Source organism: Chelativorans sp. Marseille-P2723 (genome assembly GCF_902809845.1).
GTDB lineage: Bacteria > Pseudomonadota > Alphaproteobacteria > Rhizobiales > Rhizobiaceae > Chelativorans.
In genome coordinates this window covers 538,375-556,834 of record NZ_CADDWI010000008.1, presented here as the reverse complement: position 1 = coordinate 556,834, position 18,460 = coordinate 538,375, and the positions used below count along the sequence as shown (strand labels likewise).

At 59.6% G+C, this 18,460-nt stretch carries 17 protein-coding genes; 7 read left to right on the top strand and 10 right to left on the bottom strand.

The window, feature by feature from the left end:
• Window positions 1-117: 117 nt before the first annotated feature.
• The 8 genes from HUS57_RS04500 to HUS57_RS04465 all read right to left on the bottom strand — a co-directional run bounded on the left by HUS57_RS04500 (window position 118) and on the right by HUS57_RS04465 (window position 8,867).
• Window positions 118-1,302, bottom strand: a complete 1,185-nt coding sequence (locus tag HUS57_RS04500) for a hypothetical protein (RefSeq protein WP_173931708.1) — start codon at window positions 1,300-1,302, stop codon at window positions 118-120.
• A 73-nt stretch (window positions 1,303-1,375) separates the two neighbouring features.
• On the bottom strand, window positions 1,376-2,839 hold the full coding sequence (locus tag HUS57_RS04495) for an aspartate aminotransferase family protein (RefSeq protein WP_173931707.1): 1,464 nt from the start codon (window positions 2,837-2,839) through the stop codon (window positions 1,376-1,378).
• 10 nt (window positions 2,840-2,849) lie between these two features.
• Entirely contained in the window at window positions 2,850-3,857 is a 1,008-nt protein-coding gene (locus HUS57_RS04490) for an NAD(P)-dependent oxidoreductase (RefSeq protein ID WP_173931706.1), read from the bottom strand.
• Window positions 3,854-4,285: an EamA family transporter gene (locus tag HUS57_RS04485; RefSeq protein WP_173931705.1), complete on the bottom strand. Its 432-nt coding sequence runs from the start codon at window positions 4,283-4,285 to the stop codon at window positions 3,854-3,856. Before HUS57_RS04485 ends, HUS57_RS04490 begins: the two co-directional genes overlap by 4 nt.
• Window positions 4,286-4,354: 69 nt before the next feature.
• On the bottom strand, window positions 4,355-5,737 hold the full coding sequence (locus HUS57_RS04480) for an FAD-binding oxidoreductase (protein ID WP_173931704.1): 1,383 nt from the start codon (window positions 5,735-5,737) through the stop codon (window positions 4,355-4,357).
• Window positions 5,738-7,171: a UbiA family prenyltransferase gene (locus tag HUS57_RS04475; RefSeq protein ID WP_173931703.1), complete on the bottom strand. Its 1,434-nt coding sequence runs from the start codon at window positions 7,169-7,171 to the stop codon at window positions 5,738-5,740.
• A gap of 255 nt (window positions 7,172-7,426) precedes the next feature.
• On the bottom strand, window positions 7,427-8,014 hold the full coding sequence (locus tag HUS57_RS04470; protein WP_173931702.1) for an EF-hand domain-containing protein: 588 nt from the start codon (window positions 8,012-8,014) through the stop codon (window positions 7,427-7,429).
• 142 nt (window positions 8,015-8,156) lie between these two features.
• On the bottom strand, window positions 8,157-8,867 hold the full coding sequence (locus tag HUS57_RS04465) for a nitroreductase (RefSeq protein ID WP_173931701.1): 711 nt from the start codon (window positions 8,865-8,867) through the stop codon (window positions 8,157-8,159).
• A gap of 123 nt (window positions 8,868-8,990) precedes the next feature.
• Here HUS57_RS04465 and HUS57_RS04460 point away from each other — a divergent pair, with 123 nt between their 5' ends.
• Both HUS57_RS04460 and HUS57_RS04455 read left to right on the top strand, forming a co-directional pair.
• Complete coding sequence (locus HUS57_RS04460) at window positions 8,991-9,590, top strand: cupin domain-containing protein (RefSeq protein ID WP_173931700.1); 600 nt, start codon at window positions 8,991-8,993, stop codon at window positions 9,588-9,590.
• Between the two features lie 173 nt (window positions 9,591-9,763).
• Window positions 9,764-10,942, top strand: coding sequence for a pyridoxal phosphate-dependent aminotransferase (locus HUS57_RS04455; protein WP_173931699.1), 1,179 nt, complete (start codon window positions 9,764-9,766; stop codon window positions 10,940-10,942).
• A gap of 6 nt (window positions 10,943-10,948) precedes the next feature.
• Here HUS57_RS04455 and HUS57_RS04450 read toward each other — a convergent pair whose 3' ends face one another.
• Window positions 10,949-11,272 carry a hypothetical protein gene (locus HUS57_RS04450; protein ID WP_246727733.1) on the bottom strand — a complete coding sequence of 108 codons (324 nt, stop codon included), beginning with the start codon at window positions 11,270-11,272 and terminating at the stop codon, window positions 10,949-10,951.
• 164 nt (window positions 11,273-11,436) lie between these two features.
• Between HUS57_RS04450 and otsB the strand changes: the two genes are divergently transcribed.
• The 5 genes from otsB to rnd all read left to right on the top strand — a co-directional run bounded on the left by otsB (window position 11,437) and on the right by rnd (window position 17,979).
• Window positions 11,437-12,228 (top strand): trehalose-phosphatase, encoded by a 792-nt coding sequence (gene otsB / locus HUS57_RS04445; protein WP_173931698.1) that lies wholly within the window; start codon window positions 11,437-11,439, stop codon window positions 12,226-12,228.
• Window positions 12,228-14,009 carry a glycoside hydrolase family 15 protein gene (locus HUS57_RS04440; RefSeq protein WP_173931697.1) on the top strand — a complete coding sequence of 594 codons (1,782 nt, stop codon included), beginning with the start codon at window positions 12,228-12,230 and terminating at the stop codon, window positions 14,007-14,009. Before otsB ends, HUS57_RS04440 begins: the two co-directional genes overlap by 1 nt.
• Window positions 14,006-15,394: an alpha,alpha-trehalose-phosphate synthase (UDP-forming) gene (gene otsA, locus HUS57_RS04435; RefSeq protein ID WP_173931696.1), complete on the top strand. Its 1,389-nt coding sequence runs from the start codon at window positions 14,006-14,008 to the stop codon at window positions 15,392-15,394. The genes HUS57_RS04440 and otsA overlap by 4 nt, the downstream gene beginning before the upstream one ends.
• A 119-nt stretch (window positions 15,395-15,513) precedes the next feature.
• Window positions 15,514-16,746 carry an MFS transporter gene (locus HUS57_RS04430; RefSeq protein WP_173931695.1) on the top strand — a complete coding sequence of 411 codons (1,233 nt, stop codon included), beginning with the start codon at window positions 15,514-15,516 and terminating at the stop codon, window positions 16,744-16,746.
• Window positions 16,747-16,800: 54 nt separating this feature from the next.
• Entirely contained in the window at window positions 16,801-17,979 is a 1,179-nt protein-coding gene (gene rnd, locus HUS57_RS04425; RefSeq protein ID WP_173931694.1) for a ribonuclease D, read from the top strand.
• Between the two features lie 89 nt (window positions 17,980-18,068).
• Here the strand turns inward: rnd and HUS57_RS04420 are convergent, their stop codons facing one another.
• Window positions 18,069-18,458 (bottom strand): cupin domain-containing protein, encoded by a 390-nt coding sequence (locus HUS57_RS04420; protein ID WP_246727732.1) that lies wholly within the window; start codon window positions 18,456-18,458, stop codon window positions 18,069-18,071.
• Window positions 18,459-18,460: the final 2 nt, after the last annotated feature.

The following is an 18,460-nucleotide window of genomic DNA, read 5'->3' as shown; positions in this document are numbered from 1 at the left end:
AGTCTCTCTCCCCTCGAAGGCCGGATCGGGCCTGCATTGACAAGGAAGATTATGCGTTAGCGCACGTCATCTCCCTGCCTGTTTGCGACATGCCCGACTTGCGGCGCGACGTATCGCTCAGGCCACCCATTCGCGATCGAAGCGCGGCTTCCAGGAAGACAGAAGCGTCAGCGCAAGCCCGGCAATGAAGACGAAGTAGAAGCGGTCGTCGGGCAGAGGAAAACTGACGAATTTTCCAAGCGCGCCAACAGCCAGCGCGAAGGTGAGCATGTTTGCTCGCGCTTCGCCCATGTGGCCAAATCGCCCGATTAATGCCCAGCCGGCCATCATAAGGAGGAGCAGCGCCGGCCAATCATTGTACTGCATCGATATGACAGCACCGCGCACATATCCGCTGATCATGGCGAAGAGTGAGAAATCCGGGCGGAAGTCCGCCATGTTGTTCTGTATCTCCACACAGGAGAAATAGAAGTGCGCCCACCAACCCGGATGCTCGCCCAATCGGGAAATGACAAGGCAGGCAATGAAAGCTGCCGCAAAGGAGACAGCGATCGGCAGCTTTCGCGAGTTGAAAAGAATGGCGGCAATCAGAACCGCAAAGATGAGAATGATGTTGTCCGGCCTTACGAAGACCGATGTGAAGAGCAGGAAACATCCCAGCCATTGGCGGCCGCGCCATAGCGCGTAAAGCGCCGCAAGGGTAACCAATGCCAGCAGCATGTCCGGCACCGCTGCCGAGGTCATGCGCGAATAGTCTGCCAAGAGCAGAAAAGGCAGCAGCAGGAACGCACCCTGCAGCGCCTGTGCCCGCCACAGCCACCACAGGCATATTAGCCCTACGCCGAGCGCGGGCAGCACGCTCAGGAGTATCGCTCCTTGCACAAGCCCTGTGACGGGTTCCAGAAGCCGAAGCAGCGCCACATAGGCGACCTTCACCCGGTACATGGAAAGTTGCGACTGAAAATCCTCCGGATTCTCCCACTGGTTCAGATTGTAGGGATTGGAATGTTTAAGATGATATTCTTGTCCCTCATCGGCACCTGCGTCGATGCGCGCCCAGGTTTCCGCATGCAGGCTGACCGCGTCGTCGAACCTGTCCTCTAGAGCGGCTGCGACATAGGCGACCATATCCCAATTATAATCTGGCCGGATCCAGCCGTAGGCAGAAACCGCAAGCACGCCAATGAGCAGAAGGAACGCTCCCGCACGGTCGAGCACCTTGCGCGTGGTCATCCGGCGCGCGAATGTGGCGCCGGTGTCGAGCAAGCGGCCCACGATGGTCGTCTGAGCGGTCAGGCTCATTCGCTCTCTCCACTGGCAAATCCAGGCAACGGCTCGTCGGATGTAGTCAAGGTGCCGTGACTCCGCCGATTCCTCAGCTCACCTGACTCTTCACGAAATCCTTCACGATTGCGACCACGCCCCGCCCAAGCAATTCATCAAGCGCGGCAATGAACTGATCGACATGCTTCCGCCTGACAATCAGCGGGGGCTCCAGACGGATGACGTTGCGGTTATATTCGGTGAAAGCCACGAGCACGCCATGATCGCGCAACAGAAGCGCGCCCACAAAGCCGGATAGCGAGCCCTTCAACTTGTCGTCCAGCATGGAAAGCATGGGCCTAACAACTGCCGGCATGGTGTGCGAGAAGTCGTGGAATTCAAGTCCGACCATGCATCCCCTGCCCCGGACTTCCTTGATGATGCGGGGATACTTCTCTTGCAGCGCCATGAGCCTCTCGATGAGATAGCCGCCTGTTTCGGCCGCGTTCTGCATGAGCTGCTCATCGTAAAGCACGTTGAGGCCTTCGATAGCGGTCACGCAAGCTTCGCCGATGCCCCCGAATGTCGCCATGGCATGTACCATCGCCGACTTGGGCGTGCCATAAGCCTTCAAATAGATGTCCCGCCGGGCGATCATGGCGCCGATGGCGGCCTTGCCTGCCCCTAACGACTTGGCAAGCGCCGTGATGTCAGGCACCACGCCGTAATGTTCGAAAGCATAGAAGCGCCCCGTACGTCCATAGCCGCATTGCACCTCGTCGGCGACCCAGATGACGCCGTACCGGTCGCACAGTTCGCGCAACTTCGGCCAGAAGGCCGGATCGGCCTCAATGATGCCGCCACCACCCTGTATCGTCTCCAATACAATGGCCCCGATCTCCGGGTCAGCCCGGAAGGCGTTCTCGACAGCCTCGATGTCTCCGAAAGGCACGCGCACGGTGTTGCCGGTGAGCAGAAACTCGCCGCGATAAAGGCTACCGTCGGTGACCGCCAGCACGCCCTTCGTCTTTCCATGAAAGGAATTCTCGGCATAGACGATCTTCGGCCGCTTCCTCCCGGCCGCCCGCTCGGCAAGCTTCACCGCCGCTTCCATGACCTCCGATCCCGAGGAGCCGAAGAAGACCATTTCAAGGTCCCCTGGCGAGCAGCGGGCAAGATTTTGCGCGAGAGCTGTCGAATATTGCGAAAGGAAGGCAATTGCGATCTCGTGCCGCTTCTCGTCCTGGAACCTGCGGCGCGCCTCCAAGATGCGCGAGTGGTTGTGCCCGAAGGCGAGCGAGCCGAAACCGCCGAAGAAGTCTAGGATCTTCCGCCCGTGCTGGTCGATGTAGTACATGCCTTCGGCACGTTCGACCTTCACTTTGTGGAAGCCCAGGAGCTTCATGAAGTGGAACTGTCCCGGGTTGATATGCGCCTTGAACAGGTCGGCCATCTGCTCGACGTTGAGCGCCTTGGCGTCCTCCACCGAAAGGAGCGCCGGCCTCGTCGCTTGCGTAAGCGGAGGCTCGGCGAGCGCTGCCGCACCGATGACATTGCTTTTCGTTACTGCTGTCATGCTGAAGCTCCTATTCGGCTGGTGCCTGCCGTGCCTTCGCGGGCTGCCGGGTCTTATTGGCGCGGTATTCGTCATAAGCGGCGATCAGCATGTCCTCATCACGGTATTGAGGCACCCAGCCGAGCTGGCGTTCGCCCTTCGACACGTCGAGTACGCACATCTCGTCGGCAATGAGATATTGCTCCGGGTCCATGATCGGCAGGTTGATCAGGTCCAGGAAGTCAAGCGTCCGCTTCACCGCCCAGCCGGGGGACGGGATGAGGAAGGAGCGTGAGCCGGCATGCGCGATCAGGGTCTTAAGCAGCTTCCGCACCGGCGGAGGGTTGAGAGAGCCGAGATTGTAGGCTTCGTTGGGCACCCCCGCCTTCCAGGCGAGCCTTGCAGCCTCCGCGCAATCGAAGACGGAAATGAACTGGTACGGATTTCTTCCCGAGCCGATCATCGGCACGGGAAGGTTCAGGTCGATCAGCTTGAAGAGCTTTTCAAGAATGCCCAGCCTGCCTGGCCCGATGATGAGGCGCGGCCGGAACAGCGCTATGTTCATGCCGCGCCTGCGCCATTCGACGGCGAGCATCTCGGTATCGGCCTTGGACCGGCCATACTCGCCGAGCGGGTTTACCGGGTGATCCTCGGTCATGGGATAGGTGACCGTATGGCCGTAAACCATGTCTGTGGTGAAATGGATGAGGTTCTTTGCACCCACCTTATCCATCGCCTCGATGATGTGGACCGTTCCGTGATAATTCACGGGATAGAAGAAGTCGTGCCTCTTGGAGCGGATCTGGATCGGCGACAGCATCTTGGCCGACAGGTTGTAGACCATGTCATCCGGCTTGATTCCCACGGCTTCGACCGATGTCCTGTCGGTTACATCACAATGGACGAATTTTGCATGTCGATAGTGCGGCCGCTCGCCCTCGGCGATGTCGGCAATGATGACCTCCTGGCCATCGGCTAGCAGCTTGGGCGCAAGATGACGGCCGACAAAGCCGTCGCCACCGAAAATGACGTGTCTCATCGGATATTCGACCTTTCGGATGAAGGGGGTATTCCGGCCAGAGCCTGTTCCGGCGCATCGCGACCGCTATGGGCGATGAGAACCGTGCCGACGCAGATGAGCGCGATCCCGGCGACGCGGTAGGCGTTGAGATCCTCACGCCACAGGAAATAAGCGAACACGGCTACCGCCACATAGGCTAGGCTCAGGAAGGGGTAGGCAAAGGAGAGCTCAACCTTCGAAAGCACGAAAAGGTGCGACGCCATGGAGATCACGAAGACGCACAGGCCCAGAAAAATCCATGGGCTGAAGACGATTTGCAGGACCTTGAGCAACGGGTTCACGCCGGCGAAAGAGAGCGGCCCCATCGTCATCATGCCGTATTTCAACATGAGCTGGGCTGCGGCGTTCGTGAAAACCGTAAAGAGTATGAATGGGATATATTTCATTGCCGCCCCGTCTGCTGGTCCCCGCCGCTTGCTATCGCAAAGGTTGAAACATGGCGTGAAGTCATTGGCTCAAATCTTCCGCATCGCGGTAACTGTCCTGCAATCATCGTGCGCCGCCCCTTTCCCATGTGGTGCCGGTTCGAGTGTCATGGCCGTGCGGCGCCAGAAGTCCGATATGAACGCTGGGTCGCGCTGGCGCTCCAGAATGCGCCAGCCGGGAAAGGACGCAGCAAAGACGCCAGCGCTCATACGCACATCCTTGTAGGGGTTCACTGCCCCGCCGGCATCAATCGTGATCTTGTCAAGCTGTTCAAGCAGTTGAACTGTCTTCTTCCCGCGATTTGGAAAATCCAGCGTGAGGGTGAAGCCTGGTCGAGGAAAGGACATGATTGCCGGTGAGCGCTGCGGCCCAAAGCGCTTGAGCACCGTGAGGAACGATGCTTCTCCTGCATCTCTGGCGGCGGCAAGCAGAGCCGGAACAACCGTCCGCGCCGCGCCTTCCGGAATGACGCTCTGGTGCTGATGAAGGCCGCGCGGTCCATAGAGCCTGTTCCAGCCGGCGACACCGTCGAGCGGGAAGAAATAGCTTCCATAGTGACTGCGGCGGGGGCCTTCATGGCGCAGTTTCGCTCGCTGATAAGCGGCATTGAAGAGGCGGATGGACAGCTTGTTCAACACGTTGAGCGGCGGCTGCAAAGGAACAGAAAGCCTTGCCCTGCCTGCCGGGCGAAAGACACCGTCCGGCGCGTGGTTGGCAGTAAGAAGAAGCCCCCTGCCTGCCGCAGTCCCACCCGCGAGCTGGTCGATCCACGCAACCGCATATTCATTCGCTGCGTCCGCCTCCTCGGCAAGATCGAAATACTCGTCGAGTGAGGAAAAACCCTGCACCTTCTCGATCACATCAGCGCAGTCCACCCGCATCAACCGGATGGTGGCTTCCTGGATGAGGCCGGTAAGGCCCATGCCGCCCAAGGTGGCGCGGAAAAGCTCCGTCTCTCGGTCGGGTGCGCATTCATATACTATGCCATCGGAACGCAGCAGCGTCAGCGCCGTTACGTGGCAACCGAAGCTGCCGCGTCGGTGATGATTCTTTCCATGTACGTCATTGGCGATAGCGCCGCCGAGGGTCACGTATCGCGTGCCGGGCACGACCGGCGGAAACCACCCATGAGGCGCCGCTTCCACAATGATGTCGGCAAGCATCGCTCCCGCCTCCGCGCGGATTAGCCCGGTGCGGGTGTCGAAGTCGAGAATGCGGTTCCTACCCCTCATGTCGATGACCGCGCCCGCCGTGTTCTGGCAAGTATCCCCGTAGGAGCGGCCATTGCCATAGGGAAGCAGTGAAGCCGGTTTCGCCTGCGCGGACTTGAGCAAGCTCAAGCCTTCGTCGGCCGAAATAACATGCGCCGTGGCCGCTGCCACACGGCCGAAACTTTGCACCACGCGCACCATCTACAGCCCTGCCCCGAAAAGAAGCACGGCGCCAAGCGCCATAAAAAGCTGGCTGCGCCAGTCGCTGATGATGAAAACGATTGGATCGTCGTGCAATTCGCCGCGGCGGGCGAGTATCCAGATCCGCATCGTAAGATAGAGGACAATGGGGCCAAGCGGCCAGAGCAGCCACGGATAGTTGTAGAGTTGCGGTACTGAACCGCTCTGGATGTAGAGCGCAAGCACCAGCGCGGAGGAGAAGGCGGAAGCCATGCCTGCCTGCGCGAGGATTTCCTGATCCTCCTTGCGATAGCCGCGTCCGGCGATGCGCTCGCCCTCCGGCAGCGCGGTCGAGCGAAGCTCCACATATCGCTTCACCAGCGCCAGCGACAGGAAGAAGAAGATGGAAAACGCCAGAAGCCAGAACGAAACCTCGATCCCCGTCGCTGCCCATCCGGCAAGCAGCCGCACCGTGTAGAGCCCGGCAAGCATCAACACATCGAGCAGCAACATCCTCTTGACAAAGATCGAATAGGCGGTCGTCGCAACGAGATAGAACAAAAGGACGGCCCCAAAGAGCGGCGGAAGCAGCAATGCCGTCGCTGCGCTTGCGGCAAGCAGCCCTGCAATCACGCCGAGGCCGAAGGGGATGGAGAGCATCCCGCTGGCGAAGGGCCGGTTGCGCTTGGTCGGATGGCGCCTGTCGAGCGCAAGATCGAAGAAGTCATTCAGAATGTAGATGGCCGAAGCCGCCATGCTGAAGGAAAGAAATGCCAGAAGGCAGGCGATGATCAGTTCCACGTTAAAATACTGATGCGCGAGGATCATGGGCACGAAGATGAGTGTGTTCTTCACCCATTGATGAACCCGCATCATGCGCGCGAAAGTCCTAAGGGTCGCCTTCGGCGCCAAAATGAGATCGCCCCCGTTGCGGCGGTGCCATCGAGCCGCGTGCCTGTCCGGCGCAACGACGATCACGCGATGGGCTGCATCGAACACCGGCAGGTCAGCCTGGCCATTGCCCGCATAGTCGAAGCCGCCGTCACCAAAGAGCGTAGCAAGCGCCTGCCGCTTTGTCTTGGCGGCCATGTTGCAGCCGGGGTCTGTACAGACAACCGTGTCGAAGAGCCCCAGATGCGCGGCAATGCTTTCGGCGAGCCGGCGCGCCGCTGCGGTCGCAAGCACGATGCGGCGCCCTGCCCTGTGCTCCTCACGAAGAAGATCCAGAAACTCCTGCCGGTAGGGCAGCGCTGCCGGATCGAAGTCGATCCGCTCGGCAATCTGACATTTGAGATGAGCCCTTCCCTGCCACAACCAGAAAGGAAGCAGGAAGATGCAAAGCGGCTGCTTGCGGATAAGCAGGAAAAGGCTTTCCCACAGCAAATCGGTCGCAATCAGCGTACCATCGAGATCGACGGCCAGCGGTACGGCGATGCGTTCAGGCCGCGCATCCATTTGAAGGCCCCCACCAATTAAATTGTCGGAGGCCCCCACTACGCCTCCCCAGAGCGCCCTCTAAGCCAGGAATCGCTTCAGAACTCTAAATCCAGACGGAAGACGTGTCTTAGACAGCCGGCTTTCCTGCCCTATCCTTAGCGCAACGTAAATGCACAGCAGGATCGGATGGTCCCGAAAAATCGGCCTGCTCGGCCGAAAGGATGGAGCCCGGCGGATTATGCCAGGCCCTCCTTTGCAGTAAAACGTGCTTGATTACTCTGCCGTCTCCGCCGCAGGGGTTGCGGGAGCAGCGGTCTCGGCGTGCTTCATGCGGTGCATGAACCTGTGCTGCTTTCCCTCCCCCCGGCGCATGGAGAAGCGCGGACCGTGCTCGCCCCTGCGGTGCTCGTGCATTGCGCGCCAGCCATGGCCGCCCCGGCGCAGTTCCTCCTGGCTGAGTTCGCCGTCATTATTGCGATCCAGAAGGGCAAAACGCTTCTGCTGATGGGCCTCGATTTCCTCCAGCGTAACCGTGCCATCGCCATCTATGTCGAGCCAGCGGGCAGCGCGCTCGGCACGGCGCTGAAACTCGCGGTTGATCACGTAGGTGAGGAGTTCGTCCTGGGTTAGTGTACCGTCTCCATCGGCATCGGCAGCCCTCAGCATATCCAGATGCCGGCCGGCGAACTCGTCCGAGCTGATGATGCCGTCTCCATTGCGGTCGAGGCGTTGGAACATCGTCTGGCGAGCGCCTTCGCGCTTCGACACGCCTTGCTGTCTGTCACCGGCATTCTGCGCGAACGCGGCAGTTCCGGCGACAAGCGAAAGGGCTATTGCAGAAAGTAAGGTCTTGCGAAGCATATTCATTCCTCGTGTGGTGCTGCCGGGCAGCGCGGGGGGACGCTCTTCTTCTGCCACGGCGAACATTACGAGGCGCTTGCCGGAGAATTACATTTTCGTAAGCTGGTAAAAACGTTGTCTTGGGCGAAAACGGCGGCCGCCCTCACCTGACGAAGGCTACGAATTCCTCAAGCGGTGCGCGCTCGGTCCTGAGCCGGTTTTCCGGTTTGTCAGGATCCTCATAGCCAAGCGCCATTCCGCATACGACGATTTCCTCATCAGGTATCCCGAGGATGGGCCGGATGATGCGATGATAGGGTGCGAAGGCCGCCTGAGGACAGGTGTGCAGCCCTCTCGCCCGTGCGGCGACCATGATGGACTGCAGGAACATGCCGTAATCGATCCACGACCCCATGTTGAGCCGACGGTCGATCGTGAAGATCATGCCCACAGGCGCGTCGAAGAAGGTGAAATTGCGATCGTGCTGCGCGCGCATCCGTTCCACCTCGCGCCGGGTAATACCGAGCAGGTCATAGAGCGCATAACCCACTGCCCGGCGGCGCGTCAGATAGGGCTCGAAGAACTTGTCGGGATAGTATTTGTACTCGTCCCATTCCGCCTTTTCGGCCCGTATGCCCGAGGAAAGGATGGCTTCGGAGAGCCGTTCCTTTGTTCGTCCTTCCGTAACGTAGACCTTCCAGGGCTGCATGTTGGTACCCGAGGGAGCGCGCGCGGCCAGCCGCAGTATCTCGCAAATCGTCTCGTGATCAACAGGGTCGGGCAGGAAGGCGCGCACAGATCGGCGAGAGGCCAGAGCCTGATCGACGGCCGCAATAGCCGCCGCATCCGTGCGTTTGTCGTCGGGTGCCAACATCTTGCCTTCCTACAGGGCTTTGGCCTCTTCTGCCGGCAAATCATCGCCGCCAGACACGCCATATGAAAATCTGCTTGATTTTTTCATACAGGCCGGTTTCATGAATTTCCAGAGGGAAATCCCATGCCGCCGCTCCAATCCAATAATCCGGACGCCGACATCAAATCCAGCGCGCTGCGTGTCCTTGCTGCAGACATCCGGTGCCTGCGCAAGGCCCACGGCCTCACGCTCGCCCGGCTTGCTGCCCGGCTTGGCCGCTCGGTAGGCTGGCTGAGCCAGGTGGAACGTGGCATTTCGCTGCCGAGCCTGGCGGACCTTCGCGCATTGTCGCATCAGTTCAAGGTGCCGGTCAGCTTTTTCTTCCGGCCCCAGGCGGGAGATGAGAACGAGTCGCGGATTGTGGTGCGCGCCGGCAAGGGACGGCGGCTCGCTTCGGATCAAAGCGGGGTGACGGAAGAACTGCTTTCGCCCGATCTCGGCGGGCGCTTCGAGATCCTGCGTTGCGAATTCGCGCCCGGCAGCGGCCTTGCGCAGAAGCATCAGCGCGCCGCCGAGGAGGCAGGCCATATCATTTCGGGAAAACTTGAAATCGAGATCGCCGGCCAGTGGTACCAACTAGAAGCCGGCGACAGCTTCTGCGTACGCGGCGAGCCGCTGCGGTGGTGCAACCCCGGCAACCAAAAGACGGTTGTCCTATGGGTGATCTCCCCGCCAAACTGTTGAGCCAAGGCTAAGCACCTTTCCGGGGCTTGACATTTGCTCCGGCGGATAGGACCCCTGAGGCGTGGTCCGGCGTCGGTTCGGACGCACAAAGGACGCAATAAGCAATTTCTATTTGCTCATCGCTTTCCAAGAGCCGATCCAGCTTTCGCCCGTTCCCACGACAAGAGTTGCCAATGCCTGAACCTTCAAGACGTATCACCGGCATTATTCCTTCCGGCAAGGATGGCTGGGAGGTCCACTTTGCCGCCCTGACGCGCAAGCAGGCGGGCGAGGACATATTGATGCTGTCGGTGGGAGATCACGATTTCGACAGTCCCGCCGAAACGGTCGCCGCCTGTGTGGAAGCCGTGACCGGCGGAGCACACCATTATGTGCAGCTTCCGGGGCTGCCTCGACTGCGCTCCGGTATGGCGCGGCTATCGACGGAATGCACGTGCGTTGAGACTCTGCCTGAGGAAGTGATCGTCACCCAGGGGGGGCAGGGTGCGCTATTTGCAGCGTGTCAGGCGGTGCTGGATCCGGGGACTCATGCGGTTATCCTTTCCCCCTATTATGCGACCTACCCCGGCACTGTGCGAGCAGCGGGGGCGAGCTTCACCGAGGTAGAAACGCTTGCGGAAAACGGCTTCGAGCCGGATCCCGCCGCTATCGCTGCCGCGTTGCGCCCCGAAACCCGGATGATCCTTATCAACTCTCCCAACAATCCCACTGGCGCCGTCTATTCCCGCGCCACTTTGGAGTGCATTGCCGATCTCTGCCGCCGCCATGATCTATGGCTCGTATCTGACGAGGTTTACTGGACGCTCGCCTCGGGCCGCGAGCATGTCTCCCCGCGCGCGTTGGCCGGCATGAAAGAGCGCACACTTGTCGTCAATTCCCTTTCGAAAAGCCATGGAATGACAGGCTGGCGCGTCGGGTGGCTGACCGGACCTTCCGAGATCATCCGGCATCTTACCAGCCTGAATCTCGTCTCCAGCTACGGGATGAACGAATTCGTCTCACAGGCCGCTATCGCCGCCGTGGAGAACGGCCATGGCGTGGCCGACATCGCTTCCCGCTATGATACCCGGCGCCAGTCATTCCTTAATGCCTTGCATGGCGTTAATGGGGTCACCGTTCGCGGCTCCGAAGGCGGGATGTATGTGATGCTCGACATATCCCAGGTTGAACCCGACTGTGAGGCGTTCGCTTGGGGCCTGCTGGAGGGCGAGCGCGTCGCCGTGCTGCCCGGAACGAGCTTCGGCTCTGCGGCAAGAGGCCATGTGCGAATATCCATGTGTCAGGAGGAGGACGTCCTTCACGACGCAGCCCTGCGGTTGCGGCGCTACATTGCAGCAAGACGGGGTGGCTAGGAGGAGTCAGCGCCTGAACCGCCAGAAATCCTCCGGGTCGGGAGCCAGGACACAGATATTGCCGATCCTGCATCGTGCAGCGTCGCCTGTCTGTACCCACGCTGGTTCCGCGATCTGTCCGGACGGGCAGAAACGGCCGTCCACAACGAAACGGTCATAAGTGTGTGGCCCCGTCGTGAGCACGATAGCACCGGTGCTTTGCACGAGTGCCCTGCCCTGCTCACAGCTCATGGTGCGCGTATCGGGTCTTGCCTGCGCTTGCGCCTGCGCAGCAAATGCCAGAACCGCAAGCAACGTTGCGGCAAATGGCCATCCCATCAATCGTGACATCTCCGTTACCACCCTTGTCGAAAGTGAAAAACCGCTTTATCTGCGTCGCGACGTGGCCGGAGTCATTGCCTGCCGGCAGGCGTCTGGAACCGATTCAGCCGTGATCCGGTCGATAATATCACGGTCATTCCCAACTCTCTTGATTCGCAGCGACTGCAAATAACATGACCGGACAACCCGCACCTTTGATATCATTGGACCCTTCCAACCTAAAACCAGAATCGACTGCCCTGTTCCTGGATTTCGACGGTACGCTTGCAGACATTGCCGAACATCCGGACGCTGTCTCGGTTCCCGCGGTCACCTGCGACATTCTCCGCCGCCTTGAAAGAAGCACCCAAGGCGCTCTTGCCATTGTAACCGGCCGGCCGATCGACCATATCGACCGGTTTCTGGCGCCCCTTTACCTTCCTGTAGCGGGGGTGCACGGTCTGGAACGGCGAACGGCCCGAGGCACGCGAAGCGCCGTAGCGATTGACGAGAAGGGTTTCGGCGCGTTGAAGAGAAAGTTGAAGGCGTTCGCTGATGCCAATCCAGGGCTTCTTTTTGAAACGAAGCGAGGCTCGATTGCACTGCACTACCGCCAGCGGCCCGAACTTGCGGACGCCGCGGCAGCAGCGGTTCATGCTGCACTGGACGGCCACTCCGGCCTTCACATCCTGAGTGGCAAAATGGTGATCGAGATCAAGGCTGGGGAGGCCACCAAGGCGGACGCCATCGCGGCTTTCATGAAGGAGCTGCCGTTTCGAGGGCGTCGGCCCCTTTTTGCCGGAGATGACGTAACCGATGAGGATGCGTTTCGCGAGGTTGCACGCTCTGAGGGCATCTCCATCAAGATCGGCAGCGGTACCACCGCTGCATCCTTTCGCAGCGAAGGAACAGACGCATTCCGGGCCTGGCTCGCCAGGCTAGCGGATTGCTTTGACTCCCAATTATTGACGGAACAAGGCTTATAATGACCACTCTTAATCTCGGCGCTGTAGGTAACTGCAGCTTTTCTGCTCTGATCGACCCCAAGGCCAGAATTCTCTGGTGTTGTCTGCCGCGTTTCGACGGTGATCCGGTGTTCAACGCTCTGCTGGCGGGTGACGACGATCCCGAAGAGGGGCTTTTTTCAATCGAGCTCGAAGATCTCGCCGAGACCGAACAGAGCTACGAGCCCAATACTGCGGTCCTGTCCACAACACTGCATGGAACGTCTGGTTCGGTGGAGATCATTGACTGTGCGCCGCGCTTTTACTGGCGCGACCGGATCTTCCGACCGCAAACGCTGGTACGGCGGGTGCGCCCCATTTCCGGCACTCCGCGCATTCGTGTACGGGTTCGCCCCACATTCGCCTACGGCACCGTACGCCCTCAGATCACGCGCGGCTCCAACCACCTGCGCTACGTGGGACCGGAAATGACGTTGCGGCTTACCACAGATGCCCCCGTCGATTACGTCTTGGACGAAACCTACTTCAACCTGACGGGCCCGGTCGACTTTGTCTTCGGCCCTGATGAGACGCTGTCGGGCAACGTTACCGATGTTGCCCGGGATTTCGAGGAGCGCACCTGCGCCTACTGGCGCGGCTGGGTAAGCAATCTTGCGCTGCCCTTTGAATGGCAGGAAGCTGTGATCCGGGCGGCAATCACGCTGAAGCTGTGCACCTACGAGCCTACCGGCGCCATCATTGCAGCAATGACTACCAGCATACCTGAGGCGCCGGGAAGCGGCCGCAACTGGGATTACCGCTTTTGCTGGCTGCGCGATGCTTTCTTCGTCGTGCGTGCTCTTAACAGTCTGGGCACAGTTCAGACGATGGAGAACTATTTCCGCTATCTCATGGATATAGTAGCAGACGCAGATGGCGGCCATCTCCAGCCCGTATTCGGTATCGGCCGCGAACGCGAGCTGACTGAAAACATTCTCGACCACTTTCCCGGCTATCGCGGCATGGGACCGGTGCGCAGCGGCAACCAGGCGCACGAACACTACCAGCACGACGTTTATGGAAATGTCATCCTCGGTGCGGCCCAGATATTTTTCGATCGCCGCATAGAAATGACCCCTTCGCTCAGCGATTTCCAGCTTCTCGAAGCTGCAGGCGAGCAAGCTTACCGACTGCACAACAAGCCCGATGCGGGGATGTGGGAACTCCGTTCCAGATCGCGCGTTCACACATCATCCAGCCTGATGTGCTGGGCAGCCTGCGACAGGCTCGCGCACATCGCCACACAAATGGGAGAAGCGGCTCGCGAGCGACATTGGAGAAAGCGGGCCGACGAGATTAAGGAGCGCATACTTGCCGAATCCTGGTCCGAGAAGCGCAAGGCGTTTGTCGAAAGCTTCGGTGGTGAGACACTCGATGCAAGCGTTCTTTTGATGGCGGAGGTCGGCTTCATCGATCCCGTTGATCCGCGGTTCGTTAGCACGGTCGACCAGCTTGAAAAGGTGCTTGCAAACGGACCCCACATGCTGCGTTATGAAGCAGCGGATGACTTCGGAAAACCGGAAGTCTCGTTCAATATCTGTGCTTTCTGGCGGCTGGACGCACTTGCCCGCATCGGCCGGGCAGATGAGGCTCGCGACATATTCGAAGCCCTCTTGAAAGCCCGCAATCCACTTGGCCTTCTGTCGGAGGACACCCACCCCACGACAGGCGAGATGTGGGGCAATTTCCCCCAGACCTATTCAATGGTAGGGATTATTAACGCCGCAAGACGGCTATCCAAACCATGGGAGACGGTTGTGTGAGAAGACTTGTCGTCATCTCGAACCGAGTTGCTGATCTGACCAGGACTGCGCAGGCTGGGGGATTGGCGGTAGGACTTGCCGATTCCCTTCGCGAGCGCGGAGGGGTCTGGATGGGCTGGGATGGCCAGTCTCTGAAGTACGAAGCGGAGCCTGAGCCGCGCATCCGGAAAATAGGCGAGGTCACGCAGGCGACCATTCCGCTGACGCAACAGGACTACAGCGACTATTATCTGGGCTTCGCCAACAGTGTCCTGTGGCCGCTCTTCCATTACCGGCTCGACCTTGTCGATTTCAAGACGGCCTTTTTAGACGGCTACCGCCGCGTCAACGCGAAGTTTGCCAACGCGCTGATGGCGATCCTGAAACCAGATGATCTCGTTTGGATTCATGACTATCACCTGATTCCGCTTGCAGCGGAGTTGCGGCGGCGCGGCTGCCAGCAGCGCATGGGCTTTTTCCTGCATATCCCCTTCCCTCCGCCGGAGATCCTGGCGGCGGTGCCACGCCATCGCTGGCTTGTCGAAAGCCTGCTGGAATTCGACGTGATCGGCTTTCAGACCAATACGGATCTTGGCAATCTTCATCATTACGTGGAGGACAATCTGGGAAGCTGGATCAAGCCGGATGAGCGCATCAGGATTGGCGAAAGGGAGGTAATTGCCGGTTGCTTTCCCATCGGCATCGATGTGGATTCTTTCATCGCCATGGCCGAGCAGCCAAATGATGAGGTCCAGATTGAGACGCAGCGGCGCGCGATTCTCGGCCGCCGTCAGATCATTGGTGTGGACCGGCTGGATTACACAAAAGGCCTGCCCGACCGTTTGCGCGCCTTTGCCCGCCTACTGGAGCTCTATCCGGAGATGCGCAAGTCGGTGGCACTGATGCAAATTGCAACGCCAACGCGCGAAGAGGTCGACGCCTATGTCTCCATCCGGAAGGAACTGGAGGCGCTGTCCGGTGAGATCAACGGTCGCTTCGCCGACTTCAACTGGACGCCGGTGCGCTATATCCACGGCACAGTACCGCGCGATGCACTGGCTGCGCTTTATCGGGCAAGCCCGGTTGGCTTCGTAACGCCGCTACGCGACGGGATGAATCTGGTCGCCAAGGAGTATGTCGCCGCCCAGTCGATGGACAATCCCGGCGTCCTAGTGCTGTCGAAATTCGCGGGTGCAGCGGAGGATTTGCATGAGGCGCTGATCGTCAATCCTTATGATGTTGACGACATGGCGCGCAATCTACGCCGCGCGCTAACCATGCCGCTGGAAGAGAGACAAAAGCGGCAGAAGGCCCTGATGGAACGCATTCGACGTCATGATGCCAAGAACTGGCTCAACACCTTCATGGCGGCGCTTGAGGACGAACAGACTCAGCCTTCAGCGTAAGTCCTGCTTGGTGGCGTAGTCTTGGTGGCCTTGTCTCCAACACCTTTAACGGCTGGCCTATAGCGCGAGGAAAAAGCACGCTTAAAGTAGGACATCTTTGCTCCCTACGGCCTATGCGCATGTCCGGCCTTCGCCCGCTTGTTCCCCTTCTTATCGCTGCGGGCATTCTGCTAGCCGGCAATGGCCTTATGGGGACGTTGATCGCCCTGCGCGGCGTGGCTGAAGGCTTCAGTCCCATTTCCATCGGCATCATGGGGACAGCCTATTTCCTGGGTTTCGTCATCGGTTGCCTCTATATACCCCGGCTCCTTCGCTCCGTCGGGCACATCCGGGCTTTCGCCGCAATGGCAGCGCTGGCTGCAACTGGCACGCTGCTGCTCGTCCTCATCATCGACCCCTATGTCTGGACGGCCGTCCGCCTTCTAAATGGAATCTGCTTCTCCAGCCTCTTCACCATCATTGAAAGCTGGCTCAACTCCGGTGCTAAGAATGAGAATCGCGGGCGCGTGCTTGCGATTTACCGCATCATCGACATTGTAGCGATCACCGGCTCGCAGTACATTATCCCGGCGGTCGGAGTGGAGGGATTTACCGTATTCGCCCTCACGTCGATGATAATCACCCTTTCTCTGGTACCGGTTTCGATCGGCGACCGGTCCAACCCCACGCCTCCTGCGGAACTTCGACTCGACGTCTCGGCCGTCTGGCAGGTCTCGCCGCTTGCGATGCTCGGCGCCATCACCGTCGGCCTCACGAACGGCGCCTTCCGCATGGTCGGCCCCGTCTATGCCGATGCCGTTGGTTACTCCGTGGCCGAAATTGTCACCTTCCTCAACGCCGGCATTATAGGCGGCGCCCTCATGCAATATCCGCTGGGTGCACTCTCTGATCGCTGGGACAGGCGTTATGTGATTTTGGCTTCAACAACCGCCGCCGCAGCAAGCACACTTGCCATATTCATGCTCGGCGCCGGTGGAATTACCGGTTATGCTCTGATTTTCGTCTTCGGTTCCTTCGCCATGCCAATTTACTCTCTGACGGCTGCACATGCTAATGACCGGGCGACGAGCGGCGAGTATGTGCAGGTTGCGGCAGGGCTCATACTGTTTTATTCCACGGGCGCGGTCGTGGGTCCGATCGCTGCGTCCCTGCTCATGCAGATTTATGGGTCAGGGGGCCTTTTCGCCTTTATAGCGGCGGCCTACATTATATTCATTCTCATTACGCTTTACCGGATCGGCGCTGGCGACGCGGTACCGACGGAGCGGCGCGGCCGTTTCGCCGCCTTGCTCAGGACGTCGCCCATCTTTATCCGCATGGCAAGACGTGTTGCGAACCGCGAAAATGGCTGATTGGTTGAAAACCCCCTTCTTTCCTTTTTTGCAATCTGCGCCTAAGAAACATCCATGCAACTGATCACAAGCGCACAAGAACTGAAGGAAGCGGTCGCCGCGCTCGAAAAGTCCGACTTCGTCACGATCGACACCGAATTTATTCGCGAGACCACCTTCTGGCCGGAACTCTGCCTGATCCAGATGGCTGCACCCGGCACAACCGCCCTTATCGATCCCTTGTCTGCGGGGCTCGACCTTTCCCCCTTCTTCGATCTGATGGACAACAAGAAGGTGATGAAAGTCTTTCACGCTGCTCGACAGGATATCGAAATCATCTATCATGAAGGCGGGCTCATCCCCGTCCCGATCTTCGATACCCAGGTTGCAGCCATGGTCTGTGGCTTTGGAGACAGCATCTCCTACGACCAGCTCGTCTCCCGCGTTACTGGGGAGCATATCGACAAGACCTCACGCTTCACAGATTGGCGCCACCGCCCTCTTTCCGAAAAGCAGCTCAGCTACGCGCTCGCCGACGTCACGCACCTTATTCCCGTCTACCAGCATCTGAAGGCAGAGCTGGAACGGGAGGGCCGCGCGCACTGGCTCAAGGAAGAGATGGACGTCCTTACCGCCCGGGAAACCTATGACCCGCACCCCGAGGATGCCTGGAAGCGCCTCAAGATGAGGGTGCGAAAGCCGATCGAACTCGCCGTGATGCAGAGCGTGGCGACCTGGCGGGAGCGCGAGGCGCGAGAGCGCAACGTCCCCCGCGGCCGTGTCGTGAAAGACGAAATGATCTACGAGGTGGCTCAGCAGCAGCCCCGCGATCCGGAGGCGCTCGCACGGCTCAGGAGCACCCCCCGTGGCTGGGAACGTTCAGCGGCCGCTGCCGGTCTTTTGAAGGCGGTGAATGAGGCTTTGGCGTTGCCGAAAGAAGCATTGCCCAAACTCCCGAAGCCGCAGCACGCGCCTGAAGGCGCGGCCGCCGCAGCCGAACTCATCAAGGTGCTTTTGAAACTCGTTGCAGAGCGCGAATCCGTTGCGCCGAAGCTGCTCGCCTCCAGCGATGATATCGAGCGAATCGCCGCTCAGGGCGAGAAGGCCAACGTGCCCGCCCTTACGGGCTGGCGCCGCGACGTTTTCGGTGAGGAGGCTTTGAAACTCCTGCGCGGTGAAACGGCGCTGCGTTTTTCGAACCGGCGTATCGAGACCTTTACACCGGAAAGCAGCATGGTAAGCGCAGCCGAGTGAGGAGCCGGACGGGTAGCGGCGTAAACCTGGGCGGGTTTTGAAAGCTGTTGTGGAGCGCCAAGAGCTTGCGGTAACTCCCCTGCTCTGCTTCAGCCGTTTGCCGCGAACCAGTCGACGATGGCGGGCATGTGCCGCTCAAAGCCACCGGGAATGAAAACATTCAGCATTCCGGCCGTCTTGCCGCTCGTGTTCCGGAAGTCATGCGTTACCCCTGCGGGAATGCGGATGAATGCGCCGGCTTCAGCCTCTATCCACTCACTGCCGAGAAGGATGGCAACGGTGCCCTCGATGACGTAGAAAATTTCGTCATTCTTCTCGTGCGAGTGAGCGCCGGGTCCTTCGCATCCAGGCTCAAGCCACCATTCGGACACGGAATAGCGCTGAGCGGTCTCCTCCTCGTCCGCCTTGAAGATCGCCCGCATCTTCTTCATTTCGTATGATCGGCCCGCACCTTTGGGCAGAACGAGAACTTCCGCCATTG

What these genes read in the sequence shown, in the direction of transcription:
- HUS57_RS04470 (WP_173931702.1), bottom strand. Translation starts at nt 8,014, where the DNA reads ATGCTTCGCAAGACCTTACTTTCTGCAATAGCCCTTTCGCTTGTCGCC.
- HUS57_RS04495 (WP_173931707.1), bottom strand. Translation starts at nt 2,839, where the DNA reads ATGACAGCAGTAACGAAAAGCAATGTCATCGGTGCGGCAGCGCTCGCC.
- rnd (WP_173931694.1), top strand. Translation starts at nt 16,801, where the DNA reads ATGCAACTGATCACAAGCGCACAAGAACTGAAGGAAGCGGTCGCCGCG.
- HUS57_RS04500 (WP_173931708.1), bottom strand. Translation starts at nt 1,302, where the DNA reads ATGAGCCTGACCGCTCAGACGACCATCGTGGGCCGCTTGCTCGACACC.
- HUS57_RS04485 (WP_173931705.1), bottom strand. Translation starts at nt 4,285, where the DNA reads ATGAAATATATCCCATTCATACTCTTTACGGTTTTCACGAACGCCGCA.
- HUS57_RS04440 (WP_173931697.1), top strand. Translation starts at nt 12,228, where the DNA reads ATGACCACTCTTAATCTCGGCGCTGTAGGTAACTGCAGCTTTTCTGCT.
- HUS57_RS04450 (WP_246727733.1), bottom strand. Translation starts at nt 11,272, where the DNA reads ATGTCACGATTGATGGGATGGCCATTTGCCGCAACGTTGCTTGCGGTT.
- HUS57_RS04490 (WP_173931706.1), bottom strand. Translation starts at nt 3,857, where the DNA reads ATGAGACACGTCATTTTCGGTGGCGACGGCTTTGTCGGCCGTCATCTT.
- HUS57_RS04475 (WP_173931703.1), bottom strand. Translation starts at nt 7,171, where the DNA reads ATGGATGCGCGGCCTGAACGCATCGCCGTACCGCTGGCCGTCGATCTC.
- HUS57_RS04465 (WP_173931701.1), bottom strand. Translation starts at nt 8,867, where the DNA reads ATGTTGGCACCCGACGACAAACGCACGGATGCGGCGGCTATTGCGGCC.
- HUS57_RS04420 (WP_246727732.1), bottom strand. Translation starts at nt 18,458, where the DNA reads ATGGCGGAAGTTCTCGTTCTGCCCAAAGGTGCGGGCCGATCATACGAA.
- HUS57_RS04430 (WP_173931695.1), top strand. Translation starts at nt 15,514, where the DNA reads ATGTCCGGCCTTCGCCCGCTTGTTCCCCTTCTTATCGCTGCGGGCATT.
- HUS57_RS04480 (WP_173931704.1), bottom strand. Translation starts at nt 5,737, where the DNA reads ATGGTGCGCGTGGTGCAAAGTTTCGGCCGTGTGGCAGCGGCCACGGCG.
- HUS57_RS04460 (WP_173931700.1), top strand. Translation starts at nt 8,991, where the DNA reads ATGCCGCCGCTCCAATCCAATAATCCGGACGCCGACATCAAATCCAGC.
- otsB (WP_173931698.1), top strand. Translation starts at nt 11,437, where the DNA reads ATGACCGGACAACCCGCACCTTTGATATCATTGGACCCTTCCAACCTA.
- HUS57_RS04455 (WP_173931699.1), top strand. Translation starts at nt 9,764, where the DNA reads ATGCCTGAACCTTCAAGACGTATCACCGGCATTATTCCTTCCGGCAAG.